This window comes from Algiphilus sp. (genome assembly GCF_965216485.1).
GTDB lineage: Bacteria > Pseudomonadota > Gammaproteobacteria > Nevskiales > Nevskiaceae > Algiphilus.
Genome location: NZ_OZ244162.1, coordinates 2,624,962 through 2,641,570, shown reverse-complemented (window position 1 = coordinate 2,641,570; position 16,609 = coordinate 2,624,962). Strand labels below are relative to the sequence as shown.

The 16,609-nt window shown below is 64.0% G+C and carries 11 protein-coding genes; 4 read left to right on the top strand and 7 right to left on the bottom strand.

What is annotated here, in order from left to right; translation table 11 throughout:
• The first annotated feature begins 2 nt into the window (after positions 1 to 2).
• Complete coding sequence (gene cobS / locus ACOOFO_RS12265; RefSeq protein WP_420427047.1) at positions 3 to 767, top strand: adenosylcobinamide-GDP ribazoletransferase; 765 nt, start codon at positions 3 to 5, stop codon at positions 765 to 767.
• A gap of 11 nt (positions 768 to 778) precedes the next feature.
• Here cobS and ACOOFO_RS12260 read toward each other — a convergent pair whose 3' ends face one another.
• The 4 genes from ACOOFO_RS12260 to ACOOFO_RS12245 all read right to left on the bottom strand — a co-directional run bounded on the left by ACOOFO_RS12260 (position 779) and on the right by ACOOFO_RS12245 (position 5,958).
• Complete coding sequence (locus ACOOFO_RS12260) at positions 779 to 1,108, bottom strand: hypothetical protein (protein ID WP_420427046.1); 330 nt, start codon at positions 1,106 to 1,108, stop codon at positions 779 to 781.
• Between the two features lie 122 nt (positions 1,109 to 1,230).
• On the bottom strand, positions 1,231 to 4,041 hold the full coding sequence (locus tag ACOOFO_RS12255; protein ID WP_420427045.1) for a hypothetical protein: 2,811 nt from the start codon (positions 4,039 to 4,041) through the stop codon (positions 1,231 to 1,233).
• 99 nt (positions 4,042 to 4,140) lie between these two features.
• Positions 4,141 to 4,905 carry a 2OG-Fe dioxygenase family protein gene (locus ACOOFO_RS12250; RefSeq protein ID WP_420427044.1) on the bottom strand — a complete coding sequence of 255 codons (765 nt, stop codon included), beginning with the start codon at positions 4,903 to 4,905 and terminating at the stop codon, positions 4,141 to 4,143.
• A gap of 45 nt (positions 4,906 to 4,950) precedes the next feature.
• The gene (locus ACOOFO_RS12245) at positions 4,951 to 5,958 is read right to left on the bottom strand and encodes a hypothetical protein (RefSeq protein WP_420427043.1); all 1,008 of its coding nucleotides are present in this window, start codon (positions 5,956 to 5,958) and stop codon (positions 4,951 to 4,953) included.
• Between the two features lie 155 nt (positions 5,959 to 6,113).
• On the opposite strand from ACOOFO_RS12245, the gene fabR reads away from it, so the two are divergent.
• Positions 6,114 to 6,785 carry an HTH-type transcriptional repressor FabR gene (fabR, locus tag ACOOFO_RS12240; RefSeq protein WP_420427042.1) on the top strand — a complete coding sequence of 224 codons (672 nt, stop codon included), beginning with the start codon at positions 6,114 to 6,116 and terminating at the stop codon, positions 6,783 to 6,785.
• Positions 6,786 to 6,843: 58 nt separating this feature from the next.
• On the opposite strand, the gene ACOOFO_RS12235 is transcribed toward fabR, so the two are convergent.
• The 3 genes from ACOOFO_RS12235 to ACOOFO_RS12225 all read right to left on the bottom strand — a co-directional run bounded on the left by ACOOFO_RS12235 (position 6,844) and on the right by ACOOFO_RS12225 (position 10,431).
• Complete coding sequence (locus ACOOFO_RS12235; RefSeq protein WP_420427041.1) at positions 6,844 to 7,965, bottom strand: helix-turn-helix transcriptional regulator; 1,122 nt, start codon at positions 7,963 to 7,965, stop codon at positions 6,844 to 6,846.
• A gap of 316 nt (positions 7,966 to 8,281) precedes the next feature.
• Positions 8,282 to 9,664: a hypothetical protein gene (locus ACOOFO_RS12230; RefSeq protein WP_420427040.1), complete on the bottom strand. Its 1,383-nt coding sequence runs from the start codon at positions 9,662 to 9,664 to the stop codon at positions 8,282 to 8,284.
• Between the two features lie 53 nt (positions 9,665 to 9,717).
• Complete coding sequence (locus tag ACOOFO_RS12225; protein WP_420427039.1) at positions 9,718 to 10,431, bottom strand: hypothetical protein; 714 nt, start codon at positions 10,429 to 10,431, stop codon at positions 9,718 to 9,720.
• Between the two features lie 566 nt (positions 10,432 to 10,997).
• Between ACOOFO_RS12225 and maiA the strand changes: the two genes are divergently transcribed.
• Both maiA and ACOOFO_RS12215 read left to right on the top strand, forming a co-directional pair.
• Positions 10,998 to 11,654 carry a maleylacetoacetate isomerase gene (maiA, locus tag ACOOFO_RS12220; protein WP_420427038.1) on the top strand — a complete coding sequence of 219 codons (657 nt, stop codon included), beginning with the start codon at positions 10,998 to 11,000 and terminating at the stop codon, positions 11,652 to 11,654.
• A gap of 83 nt (positions 11,655 to 11,737) precedes the next feature.
• Complete coding sequence (locus tag ACOOFO_RS12215; protein ID WP_420427037.1) at positions 11,738 to 16,558, top strand: NAD-glutamate dehydrogenase; 4,821 nt, start codon at positions 11,738 to 11,740, stop codon at positions 16,556 to 16,558.
• The last annotated feature ends 51 nt before the right edge of the window (positions 16,559 to 16,609 follow it).

Below are 16,609 nucleotides of genomic sequence, written 5' to 3'. Positions count from 1 at the left end.
CAATGCGCCGTCACTGGCGCGCCTTTCTGGTCGCACTGCAGTTTCTGTGCATTGTTCCGGTCGCATTGCAGCCTGCGCCGGAGGCACGCGAAAACGGCCTCTCGCTGCTGTACTACCCCGTGGTCGGACTGCTGCTGGGTCTGCTGCTCACGGCGGTGGCGGTGATCGCCAACGGCCTCTTGCCGCCAACCGTGCTGGCGGCCGTGCTGATCGCAATCTGGGCCTTGCTGACGGGGGCACTGCATCTCGACGGCGTGGCGGACAGCGCGGACGGCTGGCTCGGTGGCCACGGCGATCGCGCGCGCACCCTGCGCATCATGCAGGACCCGCACAGCGGCGCTGCCGGTGTGGTGGCGCTGATCGTGGTGCTGCTGTTGAAGTGGTCCGCGCTGAGTGCACTGCTGCTCACCCCATGGTGGTGGCTGCTCATGCTGGTGCCCATGCTGGGCCGCGCCGCCGCGATCCTGCTGCTGGCGCACACCGCCTATGCCCGGCGTGGTGGCATTGCCTCGGCGATGCTTCCGTACCTGCCGCGTACGGCGGTGGATGCAATCGGCGGGAGCGCGGTCGCGGCTTCGGTGCTGCTGAGCTTCTGGGCAGCGGGTATGGCGCAGGCCATTCTGATCCTACTGCTACCCGCCGCGTCGGTGTGGGGATGGCGCCTTCTGTTGCGCAAGCGGCTAGGCGGAACGACGGGTGACACCGCGGGTGCTGCCATCGAAGGCTGCGAGGCTCTGGCGCTGATCGCGCTCAGCGCCGCGCTCTAGGGGCAAACCGCTCAGGCCGCCCGCTGCGGGTGGTCGTATTCGCTGTTGCAGGCGGCGCCTTCAAGCAGAGTCTTGCCCAGCGTTTCGACCGCCTGTTCACTTTCGCAGAGCAACTGCCACTCGTGATCACTCACCGCGGCACGGGTCTGGCGTGCATCGTGATGGACGGCGCGCAGTGCCAGCCGTACCTCGGCCAAGGCGCTCACCGCCTGCGAGTGGTCTGCAGCAGCGAGGGCATCGATTAAAGCTTGCTGCGCCAGCGCCAATTCCTGCTGACGGCGGTGGCTGCCGAGAATACTGGCGGGGGTGGCGGGGTGGTGGGAACGGGTCGTGAACAACATGCTCTGGCTCCAAGATGGCCTTGGCATGAAGCCTGACGCAGCATTCACCTCAGCGCGCAGCGACACCGATGGGCGGTGGCGCGTAGTTGCTGAACGCGCCGGGCCGCCTCTTCGGGATGCCGCTACGGCGTGATATCGAGCCGCGTCCGCGCCTCGGCCGAAGCGCCGCGACCGTCGCTGACGCTGACCGCGAGCTCGACCGTGTTGCCCGCGCAGCCAGCACTCAGCGTGACCTCGGCCTGGGGCTGATCGGCGGCCGTCAGCGCCTCGACGCAGTCGCCACCGCTCGCCACGCGCCAGGTGTAGGCCAGGCTGTCGCGGTCGGGATCGGCGGCGATGGCGAAGACCCGGCCAATGCCACCGGCCCCCACACTGGCCGGCCCGGGCGCGCGCACCAGCGGCGCGGCGTTGCCGGCAGCCCCGGTGGCCACCGACGGCGACACATAGTCACGGGCGAAGCAGGGTCGGCCACCGCAGACATCCGTGAAGCGTTCGCGAATCAGGAAGTCATAGCGCTGGATGCCGCTGCTGACTTCCTTGCGCGGGTCGCCGTGCGGATCCTGGCCTTCACGCGGCGGCGTATTGGTCACGGGCGAGGGTGGGGTGCCATCGTTGAAGCCGTTGTCCAGCGGGCCGATGTCCCATACCACCAGTGCCGAGCCATCATCCCCTTCGCTGGCCGCCGGCATACCCCAGTACGGATTGACGTTGGTGTGGCGGCCGGCTTCGGTGGCAGGGCGGTGCACCGCGCCGCCGATGGTGCGGTTCATGACCTCCGCCGAGACATCGGCTACCTGGTGGTCGCCAAAGGCCACATGCAGCAGGACCTCGTGATCCGGCGTGGGGTGGCCGAGCGCATCGAAGGCATCCGGCTGGCGCAGGTCGCCGGCAAAGCCGTTGTTCTCGCCACGGTCCCAGAGAATATTGACCAGCGACAGAATGAAGCTCTGGTCGAAGCTGTTGGGGTAGGCGGAATAGAAGAAGGTGCCGTAGGGGTCGAAGTCGACACTGCGGCGCAATAGCGTGGAGTAGTTCATGCCAATGACGCCGAGGACGCCGCGCTTGACCTCGGGCGATGTGGCGATGACCGGCCCCGCCAGAATGCCGCCCTGACTGTTGCCGTCGTAGACCACGCGCGTGTTGTCGAATACCGGGCGGCCGTCGGCGGTCTGGAAGGCGGGGTGGCTGGACAACCCTTCCGGATGCGTCAGCAGACGCGACAGGAAATGCCAGTTCACGACGCCCTGCTGCAGACGGTCGGTCAGACTGCGGAACTGCCCCATTTCCAGCAGGATGATCGCGGTCATCGGCACATCGCGTGTGGCCATGCCGATCCAGTCGATGGCGCAGTGCATGAAGTTCAACTCGCGCAGGCGCTCGGTACTGCTGCCGCCCACCTCACCCTTGCTGCCCAACAGGCCGTGGCCGTAGAGGGTGGCATGCGCTGGGCGCAGCCAGGTCTCAGTCTCGCTGAGGCTGCCGGCTGCCGTGCGCGGGATCTCGCACTGGAAGCGGAAATCCTGGGTGGGTTGCAGCGGATTGATCTCCGGTGCCGGGCCGCGTGGGTTGCCATAGTTGAGGCGCGAAAAGGGCAACTGGCCGATGTCGCGGATCAAGAGCTGCAGGCCTTCGGCGATGGCCGCGGAGGCGTCGCTGATCACGGGCGCACCTGTCGCAGAGAGCTGATCCAGCGTGCCTTCGAGGGCGGCGCAGTAATCGGCGACGTCGCTGAGCAGTGGCGTGTTGTCGCACAGCCCGTCGGGCAGATTCAGGAAGTTCGGCACGCGCATGCGGCCCTCGATCCGGCGCAGGCTGTCGCCGTCATCAAAGTCCTCCACCGACACGATCTCGAACTCCGGTGCGCCCCCGCCCAGGCTTTCCAGCGCGCGATCGCGCATGGCGAGCACGGGCTTGGCGACGCTGGCGCTGCTGCGCACCGTGAAGTCCCAGGCCATGTACAGCGTGTCACGCGCCACGCCGTGAGCGGACAGCCGCTGGAAGATGTTCTCCATCGCCGGGCGCCGCGCCTGTACCGCTTCCAGGTCACTCGGGTGGCGGTCGCGGAAGACGCGGAATTCTGGCGGTGCGGGCAGGATATTTCCGGCGGAATCGCGCAGTTGGCGCATGGCCACGATATAGCGGTGCCCCTCCTGGAAATTGATGCCGGGACGCAGGATCAGCGCCGGCGGATCGATCCTGAAGGCGTTGTTCGGCAGCGCCGGGTCGAGCGCGTCGCCGAGGGCAGCAAAGATGGGGGCGAGGGCAGTGGCGCAGGCGTCGCTCAGGCCGTTCAGCACTGTGCTGAGCCCTTCCGGGCTATCGCCGATCAACGCGAAGAGCTCACTCACGCCAGGGGCCGCATCGCAGACCGGCGTCGACGCCGTGTCACTGGTGTCGACCTCGATCCAGATCGGATGGCGCTCCAGGGTGTCGGCGTCGATGACGAGAATGGGGGCGTCGTCGCGCAGCGAAGCCTCGATATCGGTGACCGGAGCAGCGCCAGTGACTTCAAGATCGAGGTCGGGCACATGAGTCAGCATCATCTGCCCCTGCGAGAAGCCGTCTTCGACGTTGTATTCGGAAGGATCCAGCGGGATGCCGGCAATATTCATCGGCATACCGGCCGCCCGCAGGTTGAGGCGTCGGCCGGTCGCGCTGTCCGGATCAGCCACGGTCAGGGCATTGCTCGGCCATGGAAACTGGCAGTAGGCCGGCACCAGAAAGTCGCAGCCGCGGCGCTCGGCATCAGCCACGCTGCTTTGGATGCTGTCGTCCAGCGACGGCCCGCTGAGCGGGACTTCGGTACTTCCCTCGCTCGGCCCATTGACGGCATCCGGCGCGCTGCTGGTACCGCATCCGGCAAGGCCAAGGGCGAATAGGGAAAGGGCGGTGGCCAGGCTCACGGCCGGGCGGCGCGGTGCGATCGCGGTCATGCGTTGTCTCCTCCGGGTGCCGCGTTTGCTTGCGGCTCTGTCTTATGACAGAGAGATTACCGCGATCGCTGGAGATGGACTTTGTGCGCCGCGGGCGTATCAGCCTTCGTCGGCGCTGTCCTCGCGCTCCGCCGCAGGCGCGTTACGCGCAAAAGTGATCACCAGAGCATCGCGATGGGCTGGCATTGTGGGGTCGATAGCCTGGATCGGCGTGACGCCGTGCAGTACGCGGTGGTCGTCAAGCAGGATCGCGTCACCGGCTTCGGTCAGGGTGAAGTGGCCCAGCGGGGTGCCATCGTCCTGGCTGATGTCGGTGCGCCCGCGCTGGACATTGTGCCGGCCCAGCAGCATCACCAGCACATAGTCGACCCCATCGCGATGCACGCCCTCGGGCGTGGGCTGGCCGGGATGCGTGCCCGCGGCTTCAATCCGGAACTGGTGAATCTCCACGTACCAGCGCCGTACATCACCCGCCAGCGCGCTGAACATGGGGGCAGCCAACCGCATCAGCGCCGCCAGCGTGGCGTTGCCGAGACTGTCGTCCTCGATGGGGGCGAACCAGCGCTGGATGCCGCCGTTGATGGGGTTGTAGTCGCGGCTCTGGTAATGCGGGCGCTGCGGCAGCCGTTCGACCTGGCCGTCCGGGGCAACGTGGCAGACCGCGTGCCGGCGCCGGCGGTAGCGGCCGCCATCGGCCATGTAGCGATCCACCGGCATGCGCTGCCAGCTTTCGGCGAAGGCCTGCCAGTCGCGGGCGGTGACGCCGCCAGCCCGGAGCAGGGCATGCATCTGCTCGGCTGGCACGGCTACGAAGCCTGTGCGGGCCAGGCAGGCGGTCAGGGGGTTGTCGAGGACATCATTCATCGGGCGGCGGAGCATGCCACGACGGCGCGCGCCGTGAGGCGGCAGTCAAGGCGACGATGTGCCCTCGATGGCCTGTTCGAATGCGGCAGAGGCGTAGAAAGGGGCAAGCTGGCGCCGGATCAGTGCTTCCAGCACCCCGTTCTCGCGCATCGCGGCCAGCGCCCGCGGCGCGTAACGCCGGGCCTCGTCCAGCATCATGGCGCGGTCGATACCGAGGTCATCCAGCAGTGCACGCAGCGTCATCGTTCCGTAGCGCGCGAATACGGCCTCGACGGCGCGTTCGATCAGGCCGCGATAGAGCGGGCTGAGACGCAGTTCCTGCCAGAAGGCGTAGGCGAGGGCGGTAAGTTCGTCGATATCGTCGGCGGCAAGGCCGTCGCGCAGCGGAGCCAGCGGCAGCTCGGCGAGTCGGTCCCAGAACAGGGTCATCGCGTCCTGGAGTGCGTCGTCGTCCACCGCGGCGAGCAGTGTCTGGCTGCTCCGTGTCAGGAGCTGGGTACTGCGCTGGGCGCCTTCGGCAATCAGGCGTTCCGCCACGGCTTCCGGCAGCACCTGCCCAAGGCGTCGCCATGGGCCCTGCTGCAGCAGCACATGGTGCAGGCCTTGATAGACGAGTTCTTCCACGAACTGCTGCAGGGCGGCCGTGTCGCGCAGCTCCTGCAGCACGCGTTCGGCCAGCGGCCGCAGTTCGATGCCCTTCGCCGTCAGGGTGCGCATGGCGTCATGCGGCAGAAAGGCGTCCAGCCGCGCCGACTCCAATGCGGGGTGGGCATGCAGGGCGTGGGCCACATCGGCGATGAGATCCGGGATGCCGCCCGTCAGCGGCAGCTCGGCCGCATAGCGCAGCGCGGTGGCCTTGACTTGCTCGCAACACACCACCGACTCCAGCGTGAAGGCTTCGGCGTCGCGCAGGGCGTGGTCCACCGTCTGCTCCAGCCAGGCATCCAGCGTGGCGCCCTGGCTGCGCTCCAGCCACCAGGTCACGTGCGCCTCCAGCGCGCGTCGGCCGGCGGCAGAGCGGGGTTCCGGAGGGGCATCGAGGGTTGTGTTCATGCGTGAAGCCTAGCGCCTGTGGTGACCCGCGTGCTGCCTCGCAGCGCTGCGGGTCCGGACGGGCGAGCTATCATGCACGGCTCGAGCAGGCCGACGCGCCATTCCACCCGGCGCCCACGGCGGCGTGCCTCTTCCGTTGCCAGCAGGTTTCCCGCATGAGCCGCAAGACGACCACGACACGCAGGACGGGCTCTCTCGACCGCATGCGCGAGGCGCGCAGTCAGCGCCGGCCTACTCGCGAGCGGCTGATGGAGTCCGCCTTGCATCTCGTGGGCCAGGGACGCGGTTTTGGCAGCCTGGGGCTGCGCGAGGTGACGCGCGAGGCCGGCGTGGTGCCTACCGCCTTCTATCGGCACTTCCGCGACATGGAAGATCTGGGCATGGCCCTGGTCGAGGAGGGTGGCCTGACATTGCGCCGCCTGCTGCGCGAAGCACGGCGCGGCGACCTGCCCGCGGAAGACATCATCCGCCATTCGGTCAACACCTATGTCGCCTATCTGCACGCCAATCGGCTGCAGATGCTCTTTGTTGCCGGAGAACGCCTTGGCGGACCGCGCCCCATTCGCGAGGCGATTCGCCGCGAGGTGGCGCATTTCGCCGAGGACATGACCCAGGACCTGCGCGGCCTCAACATCCTGCCGCATCTGCCGCGGGAGACCCTGCGCATGGTCTGCGACCTCGTCGTCAGCACCATGCTCAACGCCGCCAGCGAGATTCTCGATCTGCAGGAGATCGACGCCAACCGCGAAGCCGAGTTGGTGGCCGGGCTGGTGGATCAGCTTCGCCTGATTTTTCTGGGGGCGGCTGCATGGCGAGCTGCGGACTGAAGCGCCGCCTACGGAGCACTTCTTCCTTCAGACTGCGAGTTGATGCTGGTCGCTGCGCTTACAGCTTATCGCTCATTTTAAGGTAGCGAAAAGCAAGAGCGACGAGTCCAGGCTGGTGGTGCACATCGGTCTTCAGGAACACACGTTTGAGTAAGGTTCGGCAAGTGCCGATGGTGATCCCTGCGGCATCGCTGTATTCCGACAGCGTTCCACCCTCAGCAAGTGCGAGGGTTAACTTGAGCTCCGCGGGGGTCAACTTGTACGCGTCACGCAGGGCGTCCGCGTCTGGGACACATGGGCGATCCGGGTCAACCATATAGACCCAAAAGGAGCCATTGCTTTCCTCAGAATCCGGCACGAAGAATAGCGACAGAGGCTGCGGCGAATCTCGCCGATTGACCTTCACGCGCGCCCCGACGGGCGCGATCGCCTTCTCGCGCCTCACACCTTGAGCTTTGCCAAAGAAATCCGCAAAGGCGCGGCTGGCGTTGAGGTCGCTGGAGCGAATGCTGCCGGAAGCATCTATCCAGACGCCGTCGCCACGAGCAAAAAGGCTTTCCGCACGAGCGTTCATGTACTCAACATGGCCTCTACACGAGAAACTTGCCACCGCAATCGATAGCTGATCCAGCATGTTTTGAAGCCGAGATTCGCGTGCGCGTGCTCTGGTGAGTTCGAATTGCAGCGCCAACGCGTTCTCGATATGCGGGGATAGTGCGTCGAACAGTCGAAGGTCCTGTGAGTTGAAGGCACCCACCGTCTCTTCCCTAAGCAACCCAACGAAGTTGATGCCCGCCGTGACGCCACGAACGGCAATGCCCGCGCACTGTTCGGCGCCAGTGGGAACGAGGAATTCGTTATAGATCACGGACCGTTGAATAGCCCGGTCAGGAATCATGTCTTGTCGGCGGTAGGAACGGCCATCGCGTCGCTGGTAGTACGGAAGCCGTGGATCCATATGCACGTAGTGATTGTTGAAGGCTTCGAGAAGCGACGTATCAACATGGGTGAAGAGCGATAACGGTTTGCCGTCACCGAGGAGGTCAGATACGTGCATCTGGGCATAATTGGCCCCAACGGTGTCTCGCAATGTGCGTAACGCCTCAACCCAGCCGTCCTGCGACAGCGGGGCGCGGTAAAACGTCCCAATCAATGCGCTGGCATCGGGGTGGGCAGGCAAGCCGACCTCCCTGGCCCTTCGCGGGCGCGACGTCATTCGCTTCAGCGTAGCTCTTTCGATGGTGGGAGAGAAGTCTCGCAGCCAAATCACCGGACCGCGACTGAGCACCCAAGCATCGAATGGCGCAGCGCATCAGATCTCCTGTTTAAGGTCCGCCCTTTGGCACTTGCCGAAGCGCCTTTACGGCGTAACGGCATCGAAGTATGGTCCAGGTGTCATGGCAAAGCAGCTGAAATTGTGAACTGCCCTGGCTCTGAGAGCAGAACTTTCGGACGAGAATGAGTGCAATGAATCACTGCCTTGCAGTCCAATAGGGTTATTGGGTTGAGCACGCGAACTGCCCCCCCCATGGGGCCGGAACCGGCGTGCAATCGTCATCATTAATCGACATTTGCCCCCTTCGAGTCGATGAGTCTGCTCTAGACTGCTGCGCGTCGCCGGACTGTGATCGTGGCGGCGGGCCGTATGTCGGTAGCGTGCAATAGCAACTGCCATCGCCTCGCCTTACAAGTTCGCTACCGGACGGGCACGATGCATGAGCGCAAGTGTTTCGCGTGTCAGGGGGTGAAGCAAAAGAGGAGTAAGAGTGATTCAACTCGTACTCTCGATTCCATTCTTGCTGCTGCTCCCACAACTCTCGCGCCATCTGGTTTTCCGACGCTTGTTGTTCAATAGATTGAAGCCGCATATCCCGACTCAGGGTACTGGCCTGTTGGGCGATACCCATGGAGCCTCTGAGCAATTCCAGCTTCTCCTTCTGCCGTCGCTCTTCAGCCATCCTTTCCATCGAATCGCGCACCGCCTGTGCCTCCTGCGGTGTCAGCCCACAGAGCTCGACACCTAGTGGGCCCATTGCACATTCCGTTGCATTGCACCGGTGCGATTCATGCGCATTTGCCTGGTCGCTTCGATGCTGGATGACAGCTTTTACCTGCTGCCTTTTGTCTTGCACAAGCTCGCTGGCGCGCCCGATCTTTCTTTCCAATGCAGCAATCGAGTCAGGAATTTCTACCTTATGCCGCCACCAAATTTCGGTGTATGACCCAAATGTTGTGAACTCGAAGAACAGATCGTGCCACATCCCGGCCGTGTGGTACCTGTCATAGATAGCGGCGAGGTCCCCGTTGACATTGGACAAGGTAACAAGATACCGGCTCGCGCGGCTCAAGACACTTTCCGTCTCTTCCAGCTGCGCTTCCAGACCATTGAATTCGCCGCTTTGCGCTTCCGCAGCGGTGCACGGTTCCGCCATCTCGCTTTTCGGGCCTCCCGACAGGCGCTTTTCGACCGGCATATCACCAATGACTTCGATTATTTCAATGACCGCGCGCTCGATTTGACCCAAGTGTGCTTCGAAGCTGCCGTTTGTCCCATCAGACAAATGGGCGGTGAGGTCTTCGGATGCCCCCATAAACCGATCTGCCACAATGCGACCCGTCTGCGAGTCGCCGATTGATAAGTCATCAGCAGCCACGAAGCTCGCGGCATCCTTGATGGCTCGAGACCAAGGCGCACTAGATGTGAGTTGATCCAGCCGGGACTGCGGGACCTCAAGTTTTTGCATAAGGACCTGCAGCGTCCCCCTGGCCATAGATGGTGGGAAATGGCAAAGCAGCACACCCATTGCGACGAGTACGAAGAGAAACACTCGAGGCTGCGGAGAACCATCGTAAGGCATTGCTTGCACGGGTGATTTCATGAGCCGGTGACTTCACATCAATGCAAATAAATATTTTTTATTGACAAGAACATCTATATTTCATCTGCGTAGAAAGTGAACTCGTGGCGGTCAGGGCCCACATTTACGGCAATCTTAATTAAAGATTCCGGCTTAACAACATACTTCGAGATGTTTTTCGTCACGCGCCGCATCACGACCATTCCGCCCACTTCCTGACCCGGAAGAACGGTTGTCCGCTGAAGCATCTGCGATCGATAGTCCTCGATAGTTTTCTGGGCGCCTAGTGTCTGAGTCTGTTCTTGTTGCGCGAGGGTCATCATGTTCGCTTGCGCTGTCGAAGTCGGGAGCCCCGTAGCCGTTCCGTACCCTGCAGCCGCTGCATTCAATACCATTGCCAGCATCATGAATCCGTCTGGTGACGCCTTGTCTTTTTGGTATTCTTGAAACTCTTTGAATGTCAGGACATCAATCTCGGATGACATCCCATCACCCTGTCCAATCGCCATTACGTCGAGTTCGGAAACTTCTATTATGCGGTCGGATGCATTGGAGATAGCCACAATGATCTGAATAAGATCCTTATCGTCGGAGTTCAGTGGTGCGATTCGAACCACTGAGTTTTCGCGTTGTGAGGCGAGCGTGGCAACCCCTTGATTGTAAAATACGGCGTTACCCTCTGTATTAAGTGATTCGCTTGCTCGGAGGGTGATAGGGTTTGTAGAACATGCGCTGAGCGACATGCAGATTGCGAACGCAGCGGAGAGCCGGAAAGTTTTCATTTTCATGGAAATGCACTCCTATTATTCCCTTGCGTTGACAGCCATAAAATGTCTCTGGTCGCACTACAGCGGGGATAGTTTTTCCTGAATGTCTGACGAACAGCCTTGTGCTGCGGTTGCTCGGTTTATTCCAGTTTCATACTGTTCGGATGAGGCGTCATCCCCTAGATTGGGTACGGGCAATCTCGCCGCAACGCTCGAGGTGTGGCTCGCAATGGTGCGTTTTGTGATGTGTGCAGTTGGAATTTCAAAGTTGCAGGCCGAAGCCGTTGCAGATCCATTTGTCACCTGAGTCACGTGACGGTGGGGTACGGCGGTACGCCAAGCAAGGCAGGTCGCAGCTAAGGCGCTGACAAGGACTCGCAGATTGCGCTGTTCGTCGCCATTTCGGGTGCCTGTCGGTACCGAAGTGGATAGGGCTTGACCTCTGGAGTCTGCGTCACTGGGCGATCGTATTTGTGGGCCTCACGACAGTTGCTTGTGCCGTGTGATCGGCCGCAGGGGCTACCATGTGGCTTGCGCCTCAAAATTGTTATCGACGCGGCCAGACACCCGACCTAATTCACCAAGTCATGCTCCAGCTCTATACCTATTACCGCAGCATCTCCACCCACCGCGTGCGCATTGCGCTCAATCACAAGGGGGTGAACTACGAGTCGCGCTACATCGACCAGGATCGCGGCCAGCATCAGGACGAGAAGTATCTGCGGCTGAATCCGCAGGGGCTGGTGCCGGCGCTGGTGCTGGAGGACGAGACCGTCATCACGCAGTCCTTCGCGATCCTTGAATACTTGGAGGAGCGCTATCCGGACCGGCCGCTGCTGCCAGCAGACCCTACGCAGCGCGCGCAGGTGCGCAGCTTTGCGCAGACCATCGTGGCGGACTTCACACCGCTGAACATCATGCGCGTATTCCGCTACATGCGGGACAGCATGGAGCTGAGCCTTGAGCAGCGTCGCGGCTGGTACGAGCACTGGTCGCATACCGGGTTCGCGGCGCTGGAGTCGGTGTTGGAACGCGACCAGAGCGACACGCCCTACTGCTACGGCCAATCGCCCACGCTGGCGGACGTCTGTCTGGTGCCGCAGGTGTACAACGCCCTGAAGAACAACATCGACCTGTCGCCCTACAAGAGGGTGCGCACGGTCTACCGCAGTTGTACCGCGCTGGCCGCCTTCCAGGCAGCTGCCCCGAAGGCGCAATCGGACGCTTTGCGCCAGTCCCTGTAGATCGCGCCGGCGGGCTCGTTTGTGGTCGGCAGGATGCGCTAGTCTGGCGTCCATAACGACAACGGACGGGGAGACACGCCGGTATGCAAAGCGATCACCAACAGCAGCACGACCTGCTTTCCGCCGCCATCGACAAGGCGGTGGCCTCGCGCGACGGCAGTCGCGAGGCGCGCGAGTTTGCCCGTCAGTACTTTGCTGCCGCCTCCTATCAGATTCTGTCCCGCCGCGACGCCGCAGCCCTGGCGGATATCGCCCTGGCTCAGCGCGCGCTCGCGCAGCAGCGGTCGCCCGGCGAACCCCTGGTACGGCTCACGCCACCCTCTGAAGACGACGCGCACGAACTGGCCCGCCTGGAAACCATCTGCGAGGACATGCCCTTCGTCGTGGACAGCCTGGGCATTGCCGTGCGCGATATGGGCTGTTCGGTGGATTGGTCGGTGCATCCGGTATTGCGAGTGCGACGCTCCGAGGACGGTGCCCTCTGTGGGGTGGAAAGCGGTGAAGACGGCGGACGTGCCGAGTCCTTCGTCTGCATGGAGATCACCCCGCTGGCGGATGAAAGTGCCTACGAAGCGCTGCGTCAGCGGGTGGAGCAGACCCTGCGCGACGTGGCGTTGGCGGTCTCCGATTTCCCGGCCATGCGCAAGCGCGCGCTGGAGCTGGCGGAGCGCCTGCAACCGCCGCTGGGCGAGCTTCCGGAGGCCTGGATCCGTGAGGCCCGCGACTTCGCTGAGTGGCTGCCCGAGCACCATTTCACCTTTCTTGGTTATGCCTTTGCGCCAGCGGAGCAGGGTGCGGAGCAGTTGCGCGTGCATGCCGATGGCGAGAGCAGCCTGGGTCTGCTGCGCGAGGGGGCCGCCTTCTCGGATACCGAGCGGTTGCTTGCTCCCATGGATGAACTCAACCGCTACGCCGGTTCACCGCGATTGGTGGTGGTGACCAAGGCCCAGGCGCGTTCGCATATCCATCACCCGCTGACCTTGGATGCCTTGTCGATCAAGGAACTCGATCGCAACGGTCAGCTGGTGGGCATTCACCGCTTCATCGGGCTGTTTTCCAGCGATGTGTACATCGACCGCCCGCAGAACATCCCGGTCATTCGCCAGAAGGCCGAGGAGGTGCTGCGTCGGTCGCGGCTATCGCCCGATAGCCACTCCGGCAAGAAGCTGCGCGACATCCTGCATCAGTTACCCCGCGATGAGCTGTTCCAATCGTCCGAGGAGGAGCTGTATCAGCTCTGCACCGGCGTGCGCGCGCTGCGTGACCGCCACCAACTCAAGTTGTTCATGCGGCGAGACCGCTATGCGCGCTTCTATTCGGCGCTGGTCTACGTGCCGCGCGAGCGCTATACCGCGCAATTGCGCGATGCCATCTGCGACGAGCTGATCCGCGCGCTGGATGGCGACCGCTTCGAACGCAATGTGGAGTTTCCGCGCGGCGAAAGTTTTGCGCGCCTGCATGTGGTGATTCAGATGGGGGCGGGCCGGGCGCGTGAGGTCGATGTCCGTGCCGTTGAGGGGCGTCTGGTGGAAGTCACCCGGACCTGGTCCGAAAAGCTGCGCGAGGCGCTGGGTGAGCAGGCCGAAGGCAGCATCAGCGCCAGCTTCGTCGACGCCTTCGATGCGGGCTATCAGCAGGAGACCACCCCGCTGGCGGCGGCGGTGGATGTGCACTATCTGGCGCAATTGAGCGAAGAGCACCCTGTGCTGCCGCGTCTGGTGGTGGATGACGACGCCGTCGGCGCCGCCTGTCCCACCGAACTCCGGCTGTATTCCTATCGCGAGTCGGTGGCGCTGTCGGACATCCTGCCGACGCTGGAGCACTTCGGGCTGCGCGTCATGCGTCAGTCTCCGCACTGTGTCCGCCCCGCCGGCGGCAGTCGGCTCTGGGTGCAGACCTTTGAAGTGCGCGTGGCCGGTGGCTGCGCACTCGACCCGGCGCATCAGAAGCAGCTCTTCGAGGACGCCATGCTGCGTTGCATGCGTGGCGAGACCGAGGATGACGGCCTGCATCGCCTGGTGCTCCAGGCCGGGCTGAACGCGCGCCGCATCGTCTTGCTGCGCACGCTGACCCGCTATCTGCTGCAGACCGGTCTGCCCTACGGGCGCACCATGCTGGAGGAACTGCTCTCGGCGCATCCTGCGATTGCGCGCGACATCGTCAGCCTGTTCGAGGCGCGTTTCGATCCCGACGGCGACAGCGACCGTGAGGCCGCCGCAGCACCGATCCGGCAACGCCTCGATACAGCTCTGGAGGCGGTCAGTTCTCTGGATGCCGACCGCGCACTACGCGCCTATGCCGGCGTGGTGGAGGCGACGCTGCGCAGCAACTTCTACCAGACCGACGACCACGGTCAGCCCAAGTCATGGGTCTCCATCAAGCTGGATCCGAGTCAGATTCCGGAGTTGCCGGAGCCGCGGCCGGTCTACGAAGCCTTTGTGTATTCCCCGGAAGTGGAGGGCATTCATCTGCGGGGGGGGGCGGTGGCGCGTGGCGGGCTGCGCTGGTCCGACCGGCCGGCGGATTTCCGCACCGAGGTGCTCGGCCTGATGAAGGCGCAGATGGTGAAGAACGCCATCATCGTGCCGGTGGGGGCCAAGGGCGGTTTCGTCGTCAAGCAGCGGCAGTTCGCAAGCCGGGAGGCTTATGCGGCAGCGGGCAAGGCCTGCTATCAGATCTTCATCCGCGGCCTGCTCGACATCACCGACAACCGCGAGGGTGATCGCATCGTGCCGCCCAAGCGCGTGGTGCGCGCGGACGGCGATGATCCTTATCTGGTGGTGGCAGCCGACAAGGGTACGGCCACCTTTTCCGACACCGCCAATGCGCTGTCGGCGGAGTATGGCTTCTGGCTGGGGGACGCCTTTGCCTCCGGCGGTAGCGCCGGCTATGACCACAAGGCCATGGGCATCACCGCCAAGGGCGCATGGGAATCGGTGCGGCGGCATTTCCGGGAACTGGGCAAGGACATCCAGCGCGAGCCCTTCACGGTGGTGGGCATTGGCGATATGGCGGGCGATGTCTTTGGCAACGGCATGCTGTTGTCGGAGCACATCCGGCTGGTGGCCGCCTTCAACCACATGCACATCTTCATCGACCCGAATCCGGATCCGGCCACCAGCTTCCAGGAACGCAAGCGCCTGTTCGAGATGGGGCGTTCGACCTGGCAGGACTACGACACGTCCCTGATCAGCGAAGGGGGAGGTGTGTGGCCGCGCGACGCCAAGCGCATCGAGCTCTCGCCGCAGGCGCGCAAGGCACTCGGCATCGAGGCCGAGGTCGTGACGCCCAACGCGCTGCTGCACGCAATCCTGCTGGCGCCGGTGGAACTGCTCTGGAACGGGGGGATCGGTACCTATGTCAAGGCGCAGAGCGAGTCGCATCAATCCGTCGGCGACCGCGCCAATGACGCCATCCGAGTCAACGGCCGCGAATTGCGCTGTGCGGTGGTGGGTGAAGGCGGCAATCTAGGGCTGACCCAGCTCGGGCGCATCGAGTTCGCGCTCGCCGGGCGCGGCGGCCAGGGGGGCTTCATCAATACCGATGCGATCGACAACTCTGGCGGAGTGCATTCCTCAGACCGCGAGGTCAACATCAAGATCCCGCTCAATGCCTGCATGGCAGAGGGCGCACTGGAGCGCGAGGCGCGCAATCAGCTGCTGGAGGGCATGACCGAGGAAGTGGCCCAGGCGGTGCTCGCCGACAACCACGAGCAGAGTCTGGCGGTCAGCCTGATCAGCTGCGAGGCCGCGGCCCGGCTGCACGAACACGCGCACATGATGCGCACGCTGGAGCGCGTCGCCGGCCTCGACCGGGCCGTGGAGTTCCTGCCGGACGAGGAGACGCTGAACGAGCGCGCAACGCGCCAGCAGGGGCTCGCGCGTCCGGAGATTTCCGTGCTGCTGGCCTACGCCAAGAACGCGCTGTTCAATGACCTGGTGGCCTCTGAGGTACCGGACGATGCGGGCATGACGCATCGCCTGCGAAACTATTTTCCGGCCGCCATGCGCGATGCCTATGCTGAAGCCATTGCCGCGCACCGCTTGCGGCGCGAGATCATCGCCACTGATCTGGCGAATCAGGTCGTCAACCGCATGGGGTTCAACTTTGTGCACCGCATGGCCGAGGAACAGGGCGCGCGCCGACCGCAGGTGGTCAAGGCCTTTGCCCTGGCCTGGCGACTGATGCGGGGGGACAAACTCATTGCGGCTGCCGACGCGCTCGACGGACAGATCGATGCCGGCGTCCAGCTTCAGCTCTATCAGCGCGCCGCGGGGCTGATGAAGCATGTCACGGGCTGGGCGCTGGGCGAACACGCCGACGCCCAGGGCCTGGACGATGCGGCTTCCCCGCTGGAAGAACCGCTGACACGCGTCATGGCCGGTGTTCCGGCGGCATTGCCGGAGGTCTACCGCCGTGACTGGGATGCGGCGGTGGAGCGTTGGTGCGAGCAAGGGGTGCCGCGCGAGACCGCGGAACGCTATGCCGGTACGCTGGTGATGGGCAGCGCGCCGGACATCATTCAGGTGGCGCGCGACAGCCAGCGGGCGCCCGAGGAGGCCGCGGCCGTCTACTTCGCCATTGGCCAGCGCATGCACGTGCTCTGGCTGCTGTCGTCCATCGTCGGTCTGCAGGTGTCCGGGCGCTACCAGGCACTGGCGCGTGCCAATCTGCGCGAGGATACCTACCGCTTGCATCGGCGCATCACGCAACGCGTGCTGGCCGAAGCGCCCGACGGTGCGATTGCGGACGGCGCGGCCTGTGTCGAGGCCTGGCTCGGCCAGTACGGCGATGCCGCCTTCGATCTGCTCGGGCGACTCGAGGGGCTGCGCAGCCACACGCCGCACGACTTCATGTCTCTGACCGTGGGCGTCCGGGCGCTGCGCCAGATTCGGCAGATCTAGGGCCTGTTAGCTCTCAGTCGTCCTGGCGATTTCCGGAGGCAATCCGAAGGG

Excerpts from the sequence above, each read along its gene's own strand:
- cobS (WP_420427047.1), top strand. The coding sequence starts at position 3 with ATGCGCCGTCACTGGCGCGCCTTTCTGGTCGCACTGCAGTTTCTGTGC.
- ACOOFO_RS12260 (WP_420427046.1), bottom strand. The coding sequence starts at position 1,108 with ATGTTGTTCACGACCCGTTCCCACCACCCCGCCACCCCCGCCAGTATT.
- ACOOFO_RS12255 (WP_420427045.1), bottom strand. The coding sequence starts at position 4,041 with ATGACCGCGATCGCACCGCGCCGCCCGGCCGTGAGCCTGGCCACCGCC.
- ACOOFO_RS12250 (WP_420427044.1), bottom strand. The coding sequence starts at position 4,905 with ATGAATGATGTCCTCGACAACCCCCTGACCGCCTGCCTGGCCCGCACA.
- ACOOFO_RS12245 (WP_420427043.1), bottom strand. The coding sequence starts at position 5,958 with ATGAACACAACCCTCGATGCCCCTCCGGAACCCCGCTCTGCCGCCGGC.
- fabR (WP_420427042.1), top strand. The coding sequence starts at position 6,114 with ATGAGCCGCAAGACGACCACGACACGCAGGACGGGCTCTCTCGACCGC.
- ACOOFO_RS12230 (WP_420427040.1), bottom strand. The coding sequence starts at position 9,664 with ATGAAATCACCCGTGCAAGCAATGCCTTACGATGGTTCTCCGCAGCCT.
- ACOOFO_RS12225 (WP_420427039.1), bottom strand. The coding sequence starts at position 10,431 with ATGAAAATGAAAACTTTCCGGCTCTCCGCTGCGTTCGCAATCTGCATG.
- maiA (WP_420427038.1), top strand. The coding sequence starts at position 10,998 with ATGCTCCAGCTCTATACCTATTACCGCAGCATCTCCACCCACCGCGTG.
- ACOOFO_RS12215 (WP_420427037.1), top strand. The coding sequence starts at position 11,738 with ATGCAAAGCGATCACCAACAGCAGCACGACCTGCTTTCCGCCGCCATC.